The 18422-nt window shown below is 75.6% G+C and carries 14 protein-coding genes; 10 read left to right on the plus strand and 4 right to left on the minus strand.

Annotated elements, in window-relative coordinates:
• Positions 1-111 precede the first annotated feature (111 nt).
• Both ACIRS1_RS20635 and ACIRS1_RS20640 read right to left on the minus strand, forming a co-directional pair.
• Positions 112-1236 (minus strand): DUF4185 domain-containing protein, encoded by a 1125-nt coding sequence (locus ACIRS1_RS20635; RefSeq protein ID WP_402841778.1) that lies wholly within the window; start codon positions 1234-1236, stop codon positions 112-114.
• A 183-nt stretch (positions 1237-1419) separates the two neighbouring features.
• Positions 1420-1884, minus strand: coding sequence for a hypothetical protein (locus ACIRS1_RS20640; protein WP_402841781.1), 465 nt, complete (start codon positions 1882-1884; stop codon positions 1420-1422).
• 273 nt (positions 1885-2157) lie between these two features.
• Between ACIRS1_RS20640 and ACIRS1_RS20645 the strand changes: the two genes are divergently transcribed.
• The 8 genes from ACIRS1_RS20645 to ACIRS1_RS20680 all read left to right on the plus strand — a co-directional run bounded on the left by ACIRS1_RS20645 (position 2158) and on the right by ACIRS1_RS20680 (position 13483).
• Positions 2158-2679 (plus strand): MarR family winged helix-turn-helix transcriptional regulator, encoded by a 522-nt coding sequence (locus ACIRS1_RS20645; RefSeq protein ID WP_402841783.1) that lies wholly within the window; start codon positions 2158-2160, stop codon positions 2677-2679.
• 160 nt (positions 2680-2839) lie between these two features.
• A complete protein-coding gene (locus ACIRS1_RS20650; RefSeq protein ID WP_402841786.1) occupies positions 2840-3346 on the plus strand; it encodes a hypothetical protein in 507 nt (168 codons plus the stop codon).
• Positions 3343-4209 carry an NmrA family NAD(P)-binding protein gene (locus ACIRS1_RS20655; RefSeq protein ID WP_402841789.1) on the plus strand — a complete coding sequence of 289 codons (867 nt, stop codon included), beginning with the start codon at positions 3343-3345 and terminating at the stop codon, positions 4207-4209. The genes ACIRS1_RS20650 and ACIRS1_RS20655 overlap by 4 nt, the downstream gene beginning before the upstream one ends.
• Before the next feature lie 392 nt (positions 4210-4601).
• Positions 4602-8492 (plus strand): Pls/PosA family non-ribosomal peptide synthetase, encoded by a 3891-nt coding sequence (locus tag ACIRS1_RS20660; protein ID WP_402841792.1) that lies wholly within the window; start codon positions 4602-4604, stop codon positions 8490-8492.
• A gap of 35 nt (positions 8493-8527) precedes the next feature.
• Positions 8528-9853, plus strand: coding sequence for a M1 family metallopeptidase (locus tag ACIRS1_RS20665; RefSeq protein ID WP_402841794.1), 1326 nt, complete (start codon positions 8528-8530; stop codon positions 9851-9853).
• 153 nt (positions 9854-10006) lie between these two features.
• Positions 10007-11386: a serine hydrolase domain-containing protein gene (locus ACIRS1_RS20670; RefSeq protein WP_402841796.1), complete on the plus strand. Its 1380-nt coding sequence runs from the start codon at positions 10007-10009 to the stop codon at positions 11384-11386.
• 268 nt (positions 11387-11654) lie between these two features.
• The gene (locus ACIRS1_RS20675; protein ID WP_402841799.1) at positions 11655-12578 is read left to right on the plus strand and encodes a GNAT family N-acetyltransferase; all 924 of its coding nucleotides are present in this window, start codon (positions 11655-11657) and stop codon (positions 12576-12578) included.
• Positions 12575-13483 (plus strand): lysophospholipid acyltransferase family protein, encoded by a 909-nt coding sequence (locus tag ACIRS1_RS20680; protein ID WP_402841802.1) that lies wholly within the window; start codon positions 12575-12577, stop codon positions 13481-13483. The genes ACIRS1_RS20675 and ACIRS1_RS20680 overlap by 4 nt, the downstream gene beginning before the upstream one ends.
• A 199-nt stretch (positions 13484-13682) precedes the next feature.
• On the opposite strand, the gene ACIRS1_RS20685 is transcribed toward ACIRS1_RS20680, so the two are convergent.
• A complete protein-coding gene (locus ACIRS1_RS20685; RefSeq protein ID WP_402841805.1) occupies positions 13683-15263 on the minus strand; it encodes an MFS transporter in 1581 nt (526 codons plus the stop codon).
• A 173-nt stretch (positions 15264-15436) separates the two neighbouring features.
• Between ACIRS1_RS20685 and ACIRS1_RS20690 the strand changes: the two genes are divergently transcribed.
• Both ACIRS1_RS20690 and pip read left to right on the plus strand, forming a co-directional pair.
• Positions 15437-16114, plus strand: coding sequence for a TetR/AcrR family transcriptional regulator C-terminal domain-containing protein (locus tag ACIRS1_RS20690; protein WP_360213741.1), 678 nt, complete (start codon positions 15437-15439; stop codon positions 16112-16114).
• Positions 16115-16151: 37 nt separating this feature from the next.
• Complete coding sequence (gene pip, locus ACIRS1_RS20695) at positions 16152-17165, plus strand: prolyl aminopeptidase (RefSeq protein WP_402841809.1); 1014 nt, start codon at positions 16152-16154, stop codon at positions 17163-17165.
• A 31-nt stretch (positions 17166-17196) separates the two neighbouring features.
• On the opposite strand, the gene ACIRS1_RS20700 is transcribed toward pip, so the two are convergent.
• A complete protein-coding gene (locus tag ACIRS1_RS20700; RefSeq protein ID WP_402841812.1) occupies positions 17197-18399 on the minus strand; it encodes a hypothetical protein in 1203 nt (400 codons plus the stop codon).
• Positions 18400-18422 lie beyond the last annotated feature (23 nt).

Consider the following 18422-nt stretch of genomic DNA (forward strand, 5'->3'; position numbering starts at 1 on the left):
ATCCGTTCCCGTACGACTCGATCCCGCTCCCCCGCACGCCGCGCGGGCCGTGCGGTGAACTCCCGCGGACCGCGGTGAACTCCGGCGGACCGCGGCGGACCCGCGACGGGCTCAGGAGAGCATGCCGACCCGGTACTGCATGATCCGGTAGTTCGTCGGGTCGTACCACTGGCTGACGACGATGTGGAAGTCCCCGAACGTCGAGCCGGGGACGACGAAGCCGCCGTACGGGCTGGCGACGAGGTTGCCGACCTCCTGCCCCGGGGTGCCGGGGAGGATCATGGTCTGCTCCAGCGTCCTGGTCAGGTCCGAGGTCGGCAGGGGGAAGACCATCGCCCTGATCGACAGCGGGGCCGTGTTCAGCCAGGTCAGGACGTACTTGCCGTCCATCGCGCGGAAGCACGTCTCGCCCCACCTGCGGGTGCCGAGGACGGTCGTCGGGGCGGGCGCGCCCCACCTCCACCCGCCGTCGACGTAGCCCCACGGCTCGTAGGCGCCCGGATCGCCGAGGCCGTCCTGCCGCACCCGGTGCAGCAGCATCCCCGACTCCACCTCGCGGTTGAAGACCGTGGACAGGACGTAGCAGTAGCCGTCGTCGGCCACGGCGTACGTCTTCTGCTGGAACTGACCTCCGTGCAGGTCTCCCGGCCACTGGCAGAGGTACTCCCAGGTCTCGCCGTTGTCGGTGGAGCGCCAGAAGTCGGTGTGGTGGGTGTCGTAGATGACGCCGCGCATGAGGTGCATGTACAGCACGCCGTCGACGACGAAGACGTCGGACGGGATCGCCGTGGTGAACCCGTCGCCGACGGGGTTGTGCGGCTCGTCGACGAGGCTGTTCGCGTGGCCGCCGCCGACGCTGCCGTCGATGCGCAGGTTGTTCGGGTCCGCGCTGCTGGAGCGCAGGCCGACCGGGGCCCGCCAGTCGGCCGAGCCGACCCGGTCGCCGTCGAAGGTGTCGCCGCAGACGAAGAGCATGGTGCCGTCCGGGCAGCGCACGGGGATCCCGAGGTCGGTCCACGGCGCGGCGAACGGACCGGTCTCGACGGGGCCGCTGAGGTTCTTCACCTTGACGGCGATGGTCGGGCCCGTCGGGTCGTTCGGGCCGCCGGCGAGCGCCGCGGGGGCGCCGGAGCCGAGGGCCCCGGCCCCCACCGCGACGCCGATGCCGATCTTGAGCAGCCCGCGGCGGGAGGGCCCGCCGGCCGGTGCGTCGTTGCTGTCCGAGGAGCGTGTCATTCTGTCGACGACCCTTCCGGTGCGGCGAGTTCGGGCGGCTCCGAACCGGATCGCGCAACTCGTCGCGCCGGGTCGGCACTCGAGGCTACGGCGCCCGCCCGCCACTGCGTCGCTCGGTGGACGAACCTTCACCCGAATCGGGGACGCCCCGCGGACCGGGGTCCGGAGGAGGCCGCCGCCGCCTCACTCCTGCTCCGGGTCCGGTCCTCGACGGCGGTCTCCGGAACGTTGTGCGCGGTCTCCGGAACGTTGTGCGCGGACGCGGCGCGCGTACCCCACCGCCACCGCCGCCGGGAGTCCGGCCAGGAGGAGGGAGAGCCCCACCGGGAGCACCCCCGCCCACACCGTCGGCGAGACGTACGCGGCGCCCGACGCACCGTCCACCAGCCACGCACGGACCGGTTGCGAGCCGACGTCGCCCTCGACGTGGACGTCGAACGACGGGCCGCCGCCCTCCGGGGTGAAGGTGCCCGAACAGGACGTCGACGTCCCGGCGTTGGCCACGGTGTCGTCGTACGTCCGGCACTCGGCTCGGACCACCGTCCCGGGCTCGCCCCACAGCGCGGCCCGCAGCTCCTCGGTGAAGTTCGTCAGCACGACGTGGGCCAGCAGCAGCCCGACCAGGCAGGCCAGCACCAGCCACGGCACGGGTCCGGCCTCCTCCGGCCCGCTCCGGTCGCCCGTCCGGGACGTCCCCACCCCCGCTCGCCCTCCCCCTCGGATCGCCGACGTGCGTCCATGGTGGCCGATCCGACGCGCCGCCGGAAGCCCTCCCTGGCGTGCCGGTGGGCCCGCCCGGGAGCGCGGTCGGCGCGGTGCCGGGGCAGGGGCGGGCCTCGCACGCGGACCTCGCGTTCGCGCTGCCGGACGTCATCACCCCGGGACTTGACCGGAGATCTGATTAGGCACCATACTACTTTCATGACGCAGCACCCCGGCACCGGCACCGGCGCTCCCACCTTGGACCAGGCGCGCCGCCAGATCGCCCGCTACGGCCTGACGGCCGACCCGCAGGCCGTCCTGGTGGCGGCCCGGCTGATGGCGGCGGGCGCCCGGATCGGCCAGGCCGGGGAGGTGCACTTCGCCCGCTTCGGGCTCTCCACCGGCCGCTACCGACTGCTGGCCGACCTGGAGGACCACGGCGGCGAGAAGTCGCCCTCCCAGCTCGCGGCGAGCCTCGGCGTCTCCCGGGCCACCGTCACCGGCCTGGTCGACGGCCTGGAACGGGAGGGCCTGGTGGCCCGCCGCCCGTCGACCGAGGACGGCCGCGGCAACGTGGTGGTCCTCACCGCGCGCGGCGCGCAGAAGCTGCGCGACCTGGCCCCGGAGCACTTCGCCCGGATGCAGGCCCTGGTCGGCGACCTCTCGGTCGAGGAGCGCGCCGTCTTCCTCGACCTGCTGGCCCGGGTGGTCGCGGGTGCCGACGCGCTGACCGCGGACTGACCGGACCGGCCACACGGACCCGACGGACCGAACCGGCCCCGGCCGCACCGGCCCGGGCCGCACCGGCGGGCCCCCTCAGGTGGCCCGCCCTTTTCACGCCCCAATAGTTAGGCACCTAATTACCAATGGCCAGGCAGCCCATCACCCCGAGGAGTCACCGGTGAACAAGAAGGCACCCGCGAGCAAGAAGGCATCCGGCGCACCGCCGCCGTTCACCCTGTGGCGCGAGGTCCTGGTCTCGTACGCGATGCCCGCCGTGACGGCTGGCATCGGCGGGGCCGTCTCCCGGCAGCCGGAGCTGGTGGTCGCCGCGGCCACCACGATCGGCGGCACCTCCGCCCTCGTGGCGGCCCTGGTCGGCGCCGCGCTGCGCAGGCGGCCCGCGAACTCCTGGACCCGCCGGCCGCCGCGCGCCCTGCTGGCCGCACTGTTCGCCCTGCCCGCCACCGCGCTCGCCCTGGCCGTCGGCCTGGCCGCCGCGCACTGGCTGCCCCAGCTGCCGGCGCTGGCCGACAGCCCGTGGCCCGGCCGCCTCCCGGTCGACCTGCCGCTCTCCTCGGCGATCGCGACCACCGTGATCACCTGGCGCTGGCGCGGCAGCCGCCCGGCCCGGCCCCCGCAGCACCGGATCCCCACCCACCCCCAGCCCGAAGGACAGACCTCATGATCGTCATCATGGGCGCCGGCGGCGCCACCGGCGGCGCCACCCTGCGCAGCCTCGCCCACCTCGGCGTGCCGACCCGCGCGCTCAGCCGCGACCCCGCCCGGCTCGCCGCCGGTCTCGACGACCGCACCCTGGCGCTCACCGAGACGGCCCACGCCGACGCCGCCGATCCGCACTCGCTGCGCGAGGCCTTCCGCGGCGCCCACCAGCTGTTCCTCACCATGGCGAACGGCCCGCTCCAGCTGGAGCACGAGCTGACCGCCATCGAGGTGGCGCTGGAGAGCGGCGTGGAGCACGTCGTCAAGGTCTCCGCACCCGCCGCCGAGCCGGACTCCCCGGTCGCGGTCTCCCGCGGCCACCACCTGGTCGAGGAGCGGCTGCGCGCCTCCGGCGCCACGGCGACCGTGCTGCGGCCCTACGCGTTCATGCAGAAGCTGCTGCTCCTGGCCCCCGGGATCGCCGCGGCCGGGGTGGTGCACGGCGCCCTCGGCCAGGCCCGCTGCAACTACGTCGACGTCCGGGACATCGGCGACGCCGCCGCCGAGGTGCTCACCCGCCCGGAGCTGGCCGGCCGGACGTACCCGCTCACCGGCGGCCGGGCGTACGGCTACCCGGAGCTCACCGCACTGCTGGGCCGCCTGCTCGACCGGCCGGTGCAGTACGTGGACCTGACCCCGGCCGGACTGTACGCCCACCTGGTCGAGCGGGGTGGGATGCCGCCCTGGCTGGCGGCCCACGTGGTGGAGATCCAGCAGCTCGCGGTGGTCCGCCCGGAGGCCCCGGACGACACCTTCGCCCGCCTGACCGGACGCCTCCCGCGTACCATGGAGGCCTTCCTCCATGAGCACCTGCACCACTTCGGCTGACCGGCCGGAGCCCACGGAGCGCCCGTCGGAAGGCCCCCCTCCGGGGCCGGCCGGCGGGCGCACCGCGGGGCATCCACCCGAAAGGAGCAGCATTCACTGTGGTGTGGATCACGATGGAGAATTCGATCTGACGATCCGTCAATTCGACTGACGCGTCGTCACATCACTCACGGTAAGCCTCAGTTGTTGACTGACGAAGCGTCAGATTCGGCCAGTTCCAGCCCAGTTGGGTCGAGTGTCGACCCAGACGGATCGTCCGGGGCAGGACTACCATCGGTCGGGTTGTCCGCTCCGGCCCCGGAGTGGGGTCACCCGACCGGGTGAGTTCTCCCACCGCCCCCCAGGCCGGACATCGGTCGGAACGGGGCGAGGACGAGGAGCGCACGGCTGTCATGACCGCTGAACCGAACCATCCGGAGCAGTACGCCACGCCGCCCCGCACCCTGCCGGAACGAGCCGTGCTGCCGAGCCGCCCGGCCCCCGCACCGCGCACCCTGGTCGACGTCCTGGACGCCACCGTCCGGGCCCACCCCAACGAGCCGGCCCTGGACGACGGGCGCCGCGTGCTCAGCTACCGCGCCCTGGTCACCGAGGTCGAGCAGCTGCGCCGCCGGCTGGCCGCCGCCGGGATCGGCCCCGGCGACCGGGTCGGCGTGCGGGTGCCCTCCGGCACCAACGACCTGTACGTCTCCATCCTGGCCGTGCTCGCCGCCGGCGCCGCCTACGTCCCGGTGGACGCCGAGGACCCGGACGAGCGCGCCCAGCTGGTCTTCGGGGAGGCCGGGGTCGCCGCGGTGCTCGGCGCCGACCGCACCCTCAGCGTCACCACGGAGCGCGCACCCGCCGACGACCGCCTCCCCGCCCCGGACGACGACGCCTGGATCATCTTCACCTCCGGCTCCACGGGCCGCCCCAAGGGCGTGGCCGTCACCCACCGCAACGCCGCCGCCTTCGTCGACGCCGAGGCCGCGCTCTTCCTCCAGGACGAGCCGATCGGCCCCGGCGACCGGGTGATGGCCGGCCTGTCCGTCGCCTTCGACGCCTCCTGCGAGGAGATGTGGCTGGCCTGGCGGCACGGCGCCTGCCTGGTGCCCGTCCCGCGCTCCCAGGTGCGCAGCGGCGCCGACCTCGGCCCGTGGCTGGCCGAGCAGGAGATCACCGTCGTCTCCACCGTCCCCACCCTGGCCGCGCTCTGGCCCGCCGAGTCCCTCAACGAGGTCCGACTGCTGATCTTCGGGGGTGAGGCCTGCCCACCCGAGCTGGTCCAGCGGCTGGTCACCGAGGGTCGCGAGGTGTGGAACACCTACGGCCCCACCGAGGCCACCGTGGTCGCCTGCGCCGCCCTGCTGACCGGCGAGGGCCCGGTGCGGATCGGCCTGCCGCTGGACGGCTGGGACCTCGCCGTGGTCGACGAGGGCGGTGAGCCGGTCGAGGCCGGTGGCACCGGCCAGCTGGTGATCGGCGGGGTCGGTCTGGCCCGCTACCTCGACCCGGAGAAGGACGCCGAGAAGTACGCCCCGCTGCCCTCGCTCGGCTGGGAGCGCGCCTACCGCAGCGGGGACCTCGTCCAGGCCGACCCGGCCGGCCTGCTCTTCCTCGGCCGCACCGACGAGCAGATCAAGCTCGGCGGGCGCCGGATCGAGCTCGGCGAGGTGGACGCCGCCCTGCAGGCCCTGCCCGCCGTGGCCGGCGCGGCCGCCGCCGTGCGCACCGCGCGCGGCGGCAACCAGCTGCTGGTCGGCTACCTGGTCGTCCAGGAGGGCTTCGACCGCGAGCAGGCCGTCGAACGGCTGCGGGCCGAGCTGCCGGCGGCCCTGGTGCCGCTGCTCGCCACGGTCGACAGCCTGCCCACCCGCACCTCCGGCAAGGTCGACCGCAACGCCCTGCCCTGGCCGCTGCCCGAACTGGAGACCACCGGCCGGAGCGAGCAGCTGTACGGCACGGAGGCCTGGCTGGCCGAGCAGTGGTCCGAGATCCTCGGCGTGACGGTCGGCGGCCCGCGCGACGACTTCTTCGCCATCGGCGGCGGCAGCCTGGCCGCCGCCCGGCTCACCACCCTGCTGCGCACCCGGTACCCGAACGCCGCCGTGCTGGACGTCTACCAGAACCCCACGCTGCGCAAGCTCGCCCGGCACCTGGAGCGCACCGCCGCCGAGAGCGGCGAAACCCGCACCGTCACCCTGGTCCCCACCCGGGCCAAGCTGCTGCAGCTGCTCCTGCTGATCCCGCTGTTCACCGTGGTCGGCCTGCGCTGGACGGTGGCCCTGCTGGCCGCCGGGAACCTGCTCTCCCACCTCGGCGACTACCCGTGGGCCCCCACCGCCTCCTGGTGGGCGGTCGGCGCGGGCGCCCTCGCGCTGTACACCCCGGCGGGCCGGCTGGCGATCGCGGCCGGCGGCGCCCGGCTGCTGCTGCGCGGGCTGCGCCCGGGCAGCTTCCCCCGCGGCGGCGGCGTCCACCTGCGGCTCTGGGCCGCCGAGCGGCTCGCCGAGCTCAGCGGCGCCACCTCGCTCTCCGGCGCGTGGCTGGTGCGCTACGCCCGCGCGCTGGGCGCCAAGGTCGCACCCGAGGTGGACCTGCACTCGCTGCCGCCGGTCACCGGGATGCTGAAGCTGGGCCGCGGCTGCGCGGTCGAGTCCGAGGTGGACCTGTGCGGCTACTGGCTGGACGGCGACCGCCTGGAGGTCGGCCAGGTCAAGGTCGGCTCCGGCGCCGTCGTCGGCACCCGCTCGACCCTGCTGCCCGGCGCCCGGGTCGGCAAGCACGCCCAGGTCGTGGCCGGCTCCAGCGTCACCGGCCAGGTGCCCACCGGCCAGCGCTGGGGCGGCGCGCCCGCCGTCAAGCTGGGCCGCGCCGAGCGGGCCTGGCCCAAGGAGCGCCCGCACCGCCGGGCCCGCTGGGCCGCGCTGTACGGCGCCGCCGGCACCGCGGTCGGCCTGCTCCCGGTGCTGCCCGCGCTGGCCGCCCTCGCCGTCCTGTCCGGCTTCGTCCAGCAGGGCGGCGACCTCGGCACGGCCCTCGGCGACGCCCTGCTCGGCCTGCTGCCGGCCACGCTGGCCTTCGGCGCGGTGTACGCCGCGCAGCTGGTGGCCGCCGTCCGCGTGCTGAGCATCGGCCTCACCCCAGGCGTGCACCCGCTGCACGGCCGGATCGGGTGGCAGGCCTGGACCGTCACCCAGCTGATGGACCGGGCCCGGGAGGTGCTGTTCCCGCTCTACGCCGGGCTGGTCACGCCGCTGTGGCTGCGGGCGCTCGGGATGCGCGTCGGCCGCGGCGCCGAGGTCTCCACGGTGCTGGCCCTGCCCAGCCTGACCACCGTCGGCGACGGCGCGTTCCTGGCCGACGACACCCTGATCGCCCCGTACGAGCTGGGCGGCGGCTGGGTGCGGCTGGGCGAGGCGAAGATCGGCGAGCGGGCGTTCCTCGGGAACTCCGGGATGACCGCGCCCGGCCGGTCGGTGCCCAAGCGCGGCCTGGTCGGCGTGCTCTCGGCGACCCCGGCGAAGGCCAAGAAGGGGAGCTCCTACCTGGGCATGCCGCCGATGCGGCTGCCCCGGGCCGCGGACCAGTCCGACCAGAGCCTCACCTACGAGCCGCCGGCCCGGCTGCTCTGGGCGCGCGGACTGGTCGAGCTGGGCCGGCTGCTGCCGGTGCTGGCCTCGGGGGCGCTCGGACTCGTCACCGCCGCGGCGCTGTCGCGGCTGTCCGCCGCGTGGTCGGTGGGCGCGGCCGCGCTGCTGTCCGGCCTGGTGCTGCTGGCCGCCGGCACGGCGGCCTGCCTGGTCGCGGTGGCCGCGAAGTGGCTGCTGGTCGGCCGCTTCCGGGCCGTGGAGCACCCGCTGTGGAGCGGCTTCGTCTGGCGCAACGAGCTCGCGGACACCTTCGTCGAGGTGCTGGCGGTGCCGTGGCTGGTCGGCGCGGTGCCGGGCACCCCGGTGCTCAACCTCTGGCTGCGGGCGCTCGGTGCCCGGGTCGGGCGCGGCGTGTGGTGCGAGAGCTACTGGCTGCCGGAGGCGGACCTGGTCACTCTCGGGGACGGCGTGAGCATCAACCGGGGCTGCGTGGTGCAGACCCACCTCTTCCACGACCGGATCATGCGGATGGATACTGTGGTCCTCCGCGAGGGCGCCACCCTGGGCCCGGGCGGGATCGTGCTGCCCGGCAGCACGGTCGGCGCGCGCAGCACGCTGGGCCCGGCCTCGCTGGTGATGCGCGCCGAGTCCGTCCCCGCCGACACGCGGTGGCTGGGCAACCCCATCGAGGCGTGGCAGGCCACGTCGTGACCACCCGTCCCGGCCCTCAGGAAGCGCACGTCCCCGTGAAGTCCAAGCACGTCCCGGCGGCCGCCGGCACCCCGGACCCGTACTTCCCGCAGAGCGGGGACCACCGCTACCGGGTCCACCGCTACGAGCTGGCGCTGGACTACCGGCCCGGGCCGAACCGGCTGGCCGCCTCGGCCCGGCTCAGCGCCGTGGCGGACACCGGCCTCGCGGAGTTCGCGCTCGACCTCGCCGACTTCCGGATCGGCCGGGTGCTGGTGGACGGCCGGGTCGCGCGCTACACCCACCGCGGCGGCAAGCTGCGGATCCGCCCGGCCAAGGCGCTGGCGGCGGGCGCGGCGTTCACCACCGAGGTGCACTACACCGGGAACCCGCGGCCGGTGCGCAGCCCCTGGGGCGGCCTGGGCTGGGAGGAGCTGACCGAGGGCGCGCTGGTGGCCAGCCAGCCGGTCGGCGCGCCGTCCTGGTTCCCGTGCAACGACCGGCCCGCCGACAAGGCCACGTACCAGATAGCGGTCACCACGCCGTCCCCGTTCACCGTGGTGGCCGGTGGCCGGCTGCTCACCCGCACCACCCGCGCGTCCAGCACCACCTGGGTCTACGAGCAGAGCGCGCCGACCTCCTCGTACCTGGTGACGGTGTCGATCGGCCACTACCGGCCGGTGCCGCTGGCCGCCCGCCCGTCCGTGCCGCAGACCGGGTACGTCCCGGACCGGCTGGTCCCCGCCTTCACCCGGGACTTCGGCCGCCAGCCGGAGATGCTGGCGTACTTCACCGAGGTGTTCGGGCCGTACCCGTTCGGCGAGTACGCGGTGGTGGTCGCGGACGAGGAGCTGGATGTCCCGGTCGAGGCGCAGGGCGTCTCCACCTTCGGGACCAACCACCTCGGCGGCGGCTGGGAGCGCGAGCGGCTGATCGCCCACGAGCTGTCCCACCAGTGGTTCGGCAACAGCGTGACCGTCGCGAACTGGCGGCACATCTGGCTCAACGAGGGCTTCGCCAAGTACGCGGAGTGGCTCTGGTCCGAGCACGCCGGCGGCCCCGTCGCCGCCACCCACGCGGCCGCCGCGCACGCCCTGCTGGCCGGGCTCCCGCAGGACCTCAGGCTGGCCGACCCGGGCCGCCGGCTGATGTTCGACGACCGGCTCTACCAGCGCGGCGGCCTCGCCGTGCACGCGCTGCGGCGGGCCCTCGGCGACGGACCGTTCTTCGCGATGCTCCGGGACTGGACCAGCGTCAACCGGCACGGCGTCGTCGGCACCGCGGACCTGCTGGCCCACGCCTCCCGGTACACCACCGCCCCGCTCGGGCCGCTCTTCGAGGCCTGGCTGCAGCGGCCCGAGCTCCCGCCGCTGCCGGACTGACCGGCCCACCGGGGCGTCCCCGGCCGCCACCCGATAACGAGTGGATCCCCCGGGGCGGCGTGACTAGGTTGACTCCGTCCGGCCCGGGCCGATTCCCTCGCCCCGGGCCGGCCGCCGTCCGACCGCCCTCCGCGCCGAGACCCAGGGGACCAGATGACCGACCAGCCCGACGAGCTGCTGCCGACCACCCGGCGCGCCCTCCTGCACCACATCGCCGTCGCCCAGGCCGAGAGCCGCACGCCCTCCCTGGTCGCCGGCGTGGTCCGGGACGGCCGGCTGGTGTGGAGCGGCGCCCGCAGCATGGTCGACGGGCACGCGCCGACCCCGGACGTCCAGTTCCGGATCGGCTCGATCAGCAAGACCTTCGTCGCCGTCCTGGTGCTGCGGCTGCGCGACGAGGGCCTGCTCGACCTCGCCGACCCGCTCGGCCGCCACCTGCCGGGCACCCCCGCCGACGGCGCCACCGTCGCCCAGCTGCTCGCGCACTCCGCCGGGATCGCCGCCGAGACCCCCGCCCCCTGGTGGGAGCGGACCGACGGCGCGCTGCGCCCCGCCCTCGGCGACCTGCTGGAGCCCGAGGGCGCCCACAAGCACCCGGCCGGGCGCCGGTTCCACTACTCCAACCCCGGGTACGCGCTGCTCGGCGCCCTGGTCGAGCGGCTGCGCGGCGAGCCCTGGGGCGAGGTGCTGCGTCGCGAGGTGCTGGAACCGCTCGGCATGGACCGCACCACCCTGCTGCCGGAGCACCCGCACGCCGGGGGCTTCGCCGTCCACCCCTGGGCCGACGTCATGCTGCCGGAGCCGCTCACCGACACCGGGCTGATGGGCCCGGCCGGCCAGCTCTGGTCCACCCTCACCGACCTGGCCCGCTGGGCCGCCTTCCTCGCCGCCGGCGACGACAAGGTGCTCGCCGCCGCCACCGTCGCCGAGATGCGCCGGCCCGCCGTCGGCCCCGACGACGCCGACTGGACGTACTCCTACGGCCTCGGCCTGCAACTGCGCCGCCACGAGGGCCGGGTGCTGTACGGCCACTCCGGCTCGATGCCCGGCTTCACCGCCGGGCTCTGGGTCAGCGAGGAGGACGCCCTGGCCGGGATCGCGCTGTCCAACGCCACCACCGGTGCCGCCACCACCCTGATCGCCTCACAGCTGATCACCCTCACCGCCGCGCACGAGCCCCGGCTGCCCGAGCCCTGGCGCCCGCTGTCCGAGGTCGACGAGGAGCTGCTGGCGCTCACCGGCCCGTGGTACTGGGGGACCTCGCCGCAGATCCTCCGGCTGCGCGCCGACCGCGCCCTGGAACTGGCCCCGGCCACCGGGGACGGCCGCGGCTCCCGCTTCCGCGCCGAGGCCGACGGCACCTGGACCGGCCTGGACAACTACTACGCGGGCGAGACCCTCCGGGTGGTCCGCGCGGCCGACGGCACCGTCAGCCACCTCGACCTCGGCTCCTTCGTCCTCACCCGCGCGCCCTACGGCCCCGCGGACGCCGTCCCGGGCGGGGTCGACCCGGCGGGCTGGCGGGCGTACTAGGACGGGTCGTGGACAGCCCCGGGGCACCGCGCCCCGGGGCTGTCCACCCATGCCCGGCGAGCGCCCGGTGCCCGGCAGATGACCGGGAGACGACGGGTGGTCCCATTCAGCAGCTGCACATCTGCGCTCCGCCACGCCGCAACGTGGATGCCAACCGGCTCGGAGAGACATACGGGGACCGGTTCGCGTGCAAGCCCAGCGCCCGCGAACCGGCCCGCGCCCTGGCGACCCAGGGCGCCGCCGATCGTGCTGCCCTGGAGGGTCCGCCATGACCACCGTCCCCACGTACGCTCCGACCGCAGTCGCCCCCACCCACGATGCCCCGGCCGTGCCCGCCCCCCGCAACCGCCCGGCCCCGGCCACCGGCTACACCGTCTCCCTCGCCCGCGACGCCGACGACGTACGGGCCGCCCAGCGGCTGCGCCACGAGGTCTTCGCCGCCGAGCTCGGCGCCGTCCTGCACAGCCCGGTCGCCGGCCTGGACATCGACTCCTTCGACGAGTACTGCGACCACCTCCTGGTGCGCGAGGGCGAGCACGGCGCCGTCGTCGGCACCTACCGGCTGCTGCGCCCCGAGGCCGCCCGCCGGGCCGGCCGGCTCTACTCCGACGGCGAGTTCGACCTCTCCGGCCTGGCGCCCGTCCGCCCGGGCCTGGTCGAGCTCGGCCGGTCCTGCATCCGCCCCGACCACCGCGGCAACGGCGCCGTCATCAACCTGATGTGGGGCGGCATCGCCCGTTACCTCGCCGACACCGGCAACACCTGGGTGGGCGGCTGCTGCTCCATCGGGCTGGAGGACGGCGGCGCCACGGCGGCCCGGGTCTGGGACACAGTCAGCGCCAAGCACCTGGCCCCGCAGCAGTACCGGGTCACGCCGCGCCGCCGCTGGGACGCCACCGGCGTGCCGCGCGCCGAGCGGGGCGCGCTGCCGGCCCTGCTCCGCGGCTACCTGCGGCTGGGGGCCTGGGTCTGCGGCGAGCCGGCGTACGACCCGGACTTCGACTGCGTCGACCTGTACGTGCTGCTGTCGCTGGAGCGGACCGACCCGCGGTACCTGCGGCACTTCCTGTCCGGGGCGTCGGGCCTGTCCGGGGCGAGCCGGTCCGGGGCCGGCGGCGTCTCCGGGGCGGCGGGCCCGTCCGGGGACGGTGTCTCCCCGCTGGCGCCCTCACCACTCGGCGCGTCGGCATGAGCGTCTGGCTGCCGACGGCCACCTGCCGGCCCGAGACCTGCCTGGCCGACCCCGCGCCGGCCGTGGCCCACCCCCGGCGGGTGCTGCGGCTGACGGCCTGTCTGGTGACGGTGCTGGCCGGGGTCGTGCTCAGCCTTCCGGTCCGGCTGCTGCCGCAGGACACCCGCGACCGGCTCACCCGCTGCTGGTCGCGCCTCGTGCTGCGCGCCCTCGGGGTCACCGTGCACCTCGGGACGCCGGGCGGCGGTGTCCACCCGGGGAGCGCGGTCGGCGGCGGGACGCTCGTGGTCGCCAACCACGTGTCCTGGCTGGACATCCCGCTGATCGCGGCCGGACGGCCGGGCCGCTCGCTGGCCAAGACCGAGGTCCGGCGCTGGCCGGTGCTCGGACCGCTGGTCGCCTGGGGCGGCACCGTGTTCCTGGACCGCGACCGGCTGCGCACCCTGCCGGACACCGTGACGGCGGTGGCCGAGGTGCTGCGCTCCGGCCACCCGGTGATCGTCTTCCCGGAGGGGTCCACCTGGTGCGGGCGGGAGAGCGGCCGGTTCCGGCCCGCGCTGTTCCAGGCCGCGGTGGAGGCGGGCGCCTTCGTCCAACCGGTGACGATCCGCTACCGGCTCGCCGACGGCCGGCCGACCAGCGTGCCCGCCTTCGTCGGCGACGACGGACTGCTCACCTCGCTCGCCCGGGTGGTCGCGGTGCGCGGCCTGGTCGCGGAGGTGACGTTCCTGCCCCCGATCCCGCCGCCGGCCGCGCCGGGGGCCGGGCTGTCGGGGGCCGGGCGGTCGGGCGCCGGACAGGCGGGCACCGGACAGACGGCCACCGGACGGTCGGGGGCCGGACGGTCGGAGGCACGGCGGGAGCTGGCCCGTGCCGCGCAGGCGGCGGTCGAGGGCGTCCGCTGACGGCGGGGGCCCGCGCCGGTACAGCCGGCCGGTGTTGCCGGGCGGTGCGACCGGACTGGCTTCACGGGCCGGTCCGGCCGCCCCGGCCCGGGCGGCACCCGTGCCCGGGCCCGTGGCCCGCGTCCCCGTCCGCTCGCGTCAGGTCCGCTCCCGCCGGGACGGCGGCGTCGGGGCCCGGCGCCTTCCCGCGTCACGGCCGTCAGGCCCGAGCGGCCTCGGCCGGCGCCTCCGCCTGCGCAAGCCCGCTCCCGGCCGGGGCGACCGGGCGGGCCCGGCCCAGCAGGACGGCCACCAGGACGGCGGTGACGGCGAGCGCCGCCGAACCGCAGCGCACGGCGAGGTGGATGCCGTCGATGAACGCCCCGTCCACGGCCTCCTGGACCGGGCCGGGCAGCGCCACCGCCGGACCTCCGGCGCCGTGCCCGGCGCCTCCGCCCGCCGCCCCGGCGGGTGCGTCGGCGATGGAGCCGACCGCGCCCGGCGGGACTCCGAGCCGGTGCAGGGCCGCGGTCAGGGTGTCGGTCATCCGGTTCGTCAGCACCGCGCCGAGCACGGCGATCCCGAGGACCCCGCCCAGCTCGCGCAGGGTGTTGATGGTCGCCGAGGCCATCCCGGTCTGGGCCGGGGAGACCCGCTGGAGCACCGCGATCGACACCGGGGTGAAGGTCATCCCCATCCCGAGGCCCATCGCGAACAGGGTCCACAGGTACTCCGGGTAGCGGGCGTGCTCGCCGTACAGCGACAGTCCGCCGAGGCCCGCCGCGCACAGCAGGAGGCCCAGCACCAGCGGCGGCCGCGGCCCGTGGCGGGCGGTCAGCCGGCCGGAGAGCGGGGCGGCCAGGACGATCATGCCGGTCATCGGCAGTCCGGCGTAGCCGGCGTCGGCCGGGGACCAGCCGAGCGGGCCCTGCATCAGCAGCGGCAGGAAGAACAGCGCGCCGAAGATGCCGAAGCTGACCATGAACCCGCTGAGCAGCGCGCCGCCCAGGGCGCCGTCGCGGAACAGCCTCAGCTCCAGCATCGGCTCGGTGAGGCGCAGTTCGAGCACCAGGAAGGCGACGAGCAGCAGGGCGGCCGCAGCGCCGCAGAGCAGCACGCGGGGGTCCGTCCAGCCGCGTGACGGCCCCTCGATCAGCGCGTAGACCAGCAGGCCCAGGCCCGTCGCGGAGAGGGCGAGGCCGCCGAGGTCGATCCGGCGGGCGCGCGGCGGGATGTCCGGCAGGACGCGTGCGGCGAGCACCAGGCCGAGCACGCCGATCGGCACGTTGATCCAGAAGACGCTGGCCCAGCCGAGGTGTTCGACCATCGGCCCGCCGACCACGGGCCCGATGGAGAGCCCGAGCGCCGAGACACCGGACCACAGGCCGATGGCCTTGGCGCGCTCGCGCTCGTCGGTGAAGACGTGGCGCAGCAGGGCCAGGCTGCCCGGGGTGAGCAGCGCGGCTCCGACGCCCTGGACCATCCGGGCGCCGACCAGCGTGCCGATCGTCCCGGCGAGGGCGGCCAGCGCGGAGCCGACCGTGAAGAGTGCGAGGCCCAGCCGGAAGACCCGGGTGCGGCCGTGGCGGTCGCCGAGCGCACCGCCGGTCAGCACGAGTGCGGCGTAGACGAGGCTGTATCCCTCGGCCACCCACTGGAGGCCGCTGATCCCGGCGTCCAGGTCCTGCCCGATGCGCGGCAGGGCGTTGTTGACGATGACGTTGTCCAGCATGGACATGAACATGGTGACGCAGAGCGTCAGTAGCGCGAGCCGTTTGCGCCGGGCGCTCGACTCTTCCATGAGACCCTCCCGATCCTCGAAACCCGACAGCCGGCCCCGGCCCCGGCGCTCCGACAGCACCCGCGGCGACACCCCTAACAGTGTTAGGGGCAGGCGCGACAGGCACAGAGTGCCCCTAACGGTGTTAGATTGCAAGCGGGATTCCTGAGAGCACGGGAGGCATCCGCACCGCCATGCCGGACAACGACGACACGACACCCCCGCTGACCAGGGAGGCGCTCACCCGGGCCGCCCTACGGGTCCTCGAACGGGACGGCCTCGCCGGACTGTCGATGCGCAAGGTCGCCAGCGAGGTCGGCGTCAAGGCCGCCTCGCTCTACTGGCACGTCCGCAACAAGCAGGAACTGCTGGACCTGCTCACCGACGCCCTGATGGCCTCCGCCGAACCCCCGCCCCGCGAAGGCAGCTGGCGCGAGCAGTTCCACGAGTACTGCCGTCGGTACCGCCGCCTCCTGCTCGACAACCGCGACGCCGCCAAGGTCGTCTCCGGCCGCCTCGCCCCCGGCCCCCACCTGCTCGCCCTGATGGAGGACCAGCTCGACCGCCTCCGCACGGCCGGCTTCTCCGACGCCGACGCGGCCATGGCCACCTACCTGCTCGGCGCCTTCGTCCAGGGCTTCGTGCTCCAGGAACAGTCCCCGATCTCCGCCGCCGAGGTCCTCGGCACCAGCCGCCGCACCATCGTCGACGCCGCCGGGGACCGCTTCCGCGCCCTGCCCGCCGAGGACTTCCCCAACCTGGTCGCCTTGGCCGGCGACCTCACCGAACCCGGCATGGACGCCCGCTTCGACTTCGGCGTCCACCGCATCATCGACGGCCTCGCCACCCTGCTGCCGCCCGAACGGGCCTGACCCGACGACGGCCCGCCCGCCCACGGAGGAGCCCGCCATGCCCGGACCGCGCCCCCGCCCGGAGCCGCACCCGCACCCGCACCCGCGCTCGGAGCCCTACCCGCCCTACCAGCCCTACGCCCAGGGACTGCTGGACGTCGGCGACGGCCAGCAGATCCACTGGAACGCCTCCGGCAACCCCGCCGGCCGGCCCGCCGCGGTGGTGCACGGCGGGCCCGGCTCCGGCCACCAGCCCGGCGCCCGGCGGTACTTCGACCCCGAGCGCTACCACGTCGTCCAGTTCGACCAGCGCGGCTGCGGCCGCAGCCGACCGCACGCCGCCGACCCGGCGACCGGTCTGGAGCACAACACCACCGACCGGCTGATCGCCGACATGGAGCGGCTGCGCGAACACCTCGGCATCGAGAAGTGGCTGCTGTACGGCGGCTCCTGGGGCTCCACGCTGATCCTCGCGTACGCCCAGACCCACCCCGAACGGGTCTCCGCGATCGTCATCTGCGGCGTCACCACGACCCGCCCGGAGGAGACCGACTGGCTCTACCGGGGCGTCGCCCGCTTCCTGCCCGGCCCGTGGCAGGCCTTCCGCGCACACCTCCCCGCCGAGGACCGGGACGGTGACCTCGTCGCCGCCTACAGCCGGCTCCTCAACAGCCCCGACGAGACCGTCCGGCGCACCGCCGCCAACGCCTGGGCCACCTGGGAGGACGCCGTCATCGCCCACGAGGCGCTCGGCAAGCCGAACGCCTACACCGACCGGCCCGACGACGACCTGATGGCCTTCACCCGCATCACCGCCCACTACTTCGCCCACGACGCCTTCCTCGCCGATGGGCAACTGCTGCGCGACGCCGGCCGCCTGGCAGGCATCCCGGGCGAGCTGATCCACGGGCGCCTCGACCTCGGCTCGCCGCTCGACACCGCCTGGGAGCTCGCCCGGGCCTGGCCCGACGCCAGCCTCACCGTCGTCGACGAGTCCGGGCACACCGGCAGCCCCGCCATGCGCACGGCCGTCCTCGCCGCCCTCGAACGCTTCGCCGCCCAGGAGGACTGAGCGACGGGGCACCGGCGACCGGCCTGCCGGCTTACGGTGCGCCGGGGACGACGGCGGGGGCCGGGGCCTCCGCCGCTGCGGCCCCGGCCCGGACGGCCGCCGCCACGGCGACCATCCGGTGCATCACGGCTTCCGGCACGGCCGGGTTCCCGGCCGCCTCCTCGGCGGTCCGCTCGTCCAGGAGCAGCGGCACCAGGCACGCGGTCGGCAGCGCCGGGTGCCGACGGGCCAAGGCCCGGACCGAGGCGTCGGCGTCGTCGAGCAGCCCGGCCACGGTCTCCGGCGACAACCGCGGATCCTGCGCCGCCCGGGCGCGCACCTCCCGATCGGGATCGCGACAGAACCGCTCGGCCAGGGCCGCGGTCGAGGACGGGTCGTCGAGGGCCAGCAGGCGCAGCCTCGGCTCGGGCGCGTCCGCGAAGCGCAGCAGGTCGTGGCGCGGGAAGTTGGGGTGGTTGCGCGGCCGCCCCGGGAACGAGAACGAACCCGACCACCAGCACCACACGTCGAGCAGCACCTCCGCCGGCGCGTCCTCGCAGGACTCGCTGAGGAACAGCCGCACGGCCCGGTCCTCGTCCCGGGCCAGCCGTTCCAGTACGTCCGGTGGCAGCCGCCGTGCCCGGGCCACGCTGCGGCGGACCCAGAGCTTCGGCGAGGACGCCAACTGCCGCATGGCGTCCGGGTCCTCGTGCAGCGCCGCCACCCACCACAGTGCGTACGTCCGGTGCCCGGGGTCGATCGCGGGCACGGCCTCCGCCATCGCGGCGATTCCCTCCGGCGTCGCGGGCGGCCGCGACCCGGCGCTCGGCGGCCACTCGATCCCGACCCCGACCCGGGCCCGCCACAGCCGGTCCGCGCGCAGGTCGGCCGCCACCTCCGCCAGGGTCTCGCGGAGTGCCCCCGGAGGTCTCGCGGCCAGCAGCCGCTCCCAGTGCGCGTCCGAGAGTCGACCCGAGTCCGCCGCCATGCCCCAGACCCGGCGCAGCGGATGGTCGACCGCGGCGTCCAGCACGCCGGCGGGCAGGTTCGTCCGCAGCAGGAACGCCGACGTGCCCGTGTCCAGCAGCGAGAGCAGCACCGCCTCCGGTGCCCCGGTGTTGAAGCCCAGCCCCCGCAACCAGGCCCCGGCCACGCACGCCGACGGCTCCGCCCGGAACAGGCCGGCCCAGCCCCCGCCCGCGGCCGTGTCACCGACGCCACCCCCGACGGCACCCGCCGCCCGCACACCACTCATCCCCGTAGCGTAGCCACCGCGCC

The sequence above is a fragment of the Kitasatospora sp. NPDC101176 genome (genome assembly GCF_044768035.1).
GTDB lineage: Bacteria > Actinomycetota > Actinomycetes > Streptomycetales > Streptomycetaceae > Kitasatospora.

Bases quoted from the DNA above. Each gene is read 5' to 3' on its own strand.
- ACIRS1_RS20645 (WP_402841783.1), top strand. From the start codon at position 2,158: ATGACGCAGCACCCCGGCACCGGCACCGGCGCTCCCACCTTGGACCAG.
- ACIRS1_RS20670 (WP_402841796.1), top strand. From the start codon at position 10,007: ATGACCGACCAGCCCGACGAGCTGCTGCCGACCACCCGGCGCGCCCTC.
- ACIRS1_RS20635 (WP_402841778.1), bottom strand. From the start codon at position 1,236: ATGACACGCTCCTCGGACAGCAACGACGCACCGGCCGGCGGGCCCTCC.
- ACIRS1_RS20680 (WP_402841802.1), top strand. From the start codon at position 12,575: ATGAGCGTCTGGCTGCCGACGGCCACCTGCCGGCCCGAGACCTGCCTG.
- ACIRS1_RS20675 (WP_402841799.1), top strand. From the start codon at position 11,655: ATGACCACCGTCCCCACGTACGCTCCGACCGCAGTCGCCCCCACCCAC.
- ACIRS1_RS20685 (WP_402841805.1), bottom strand. From the start codon at position 15,263: ATGGAAGAGTCGAGCGCCCGGCGCAAACGGCTCGCGCTACTGACGCTC.
- ACIRS1_RS20655 (WP_402841789.1), top strand. From the start codon at position 3,343: ATGATCGTCATCATGGGCGCCGGCGGCGCCACCGGCGGCGCCACCCTG.
- pip (WP_402841809.1), top strand. From the start codon at position 16,152: ATGCCCGGACCGCGCCCCCGCCCGGAGCCGCACCCGCACCCGCACCCG.
- ACIRS1_RS20660 (WP_402841792.1), top strand. From the start codon at position 4,602: ATGACCGCTGAACCGAACCATCCGGAGCAGTACGCCACGCCGCCCCGC.
- ACIRS1_RS20690 (WP_360213741.1), top strand. From the start codon at position 15,437: ATGCCGGACAACGACGACACGACACCCCCGCTGACCAGGGAGGCGCTC.
- ACIRS1_RS20700 (WP_402841812.1), bottom strand. From the start codon at position 18,399: ATGAGTGGTGTGCGGGCGGCGGGTGCCGTCGGGGGTGGCGTCGGTGAC.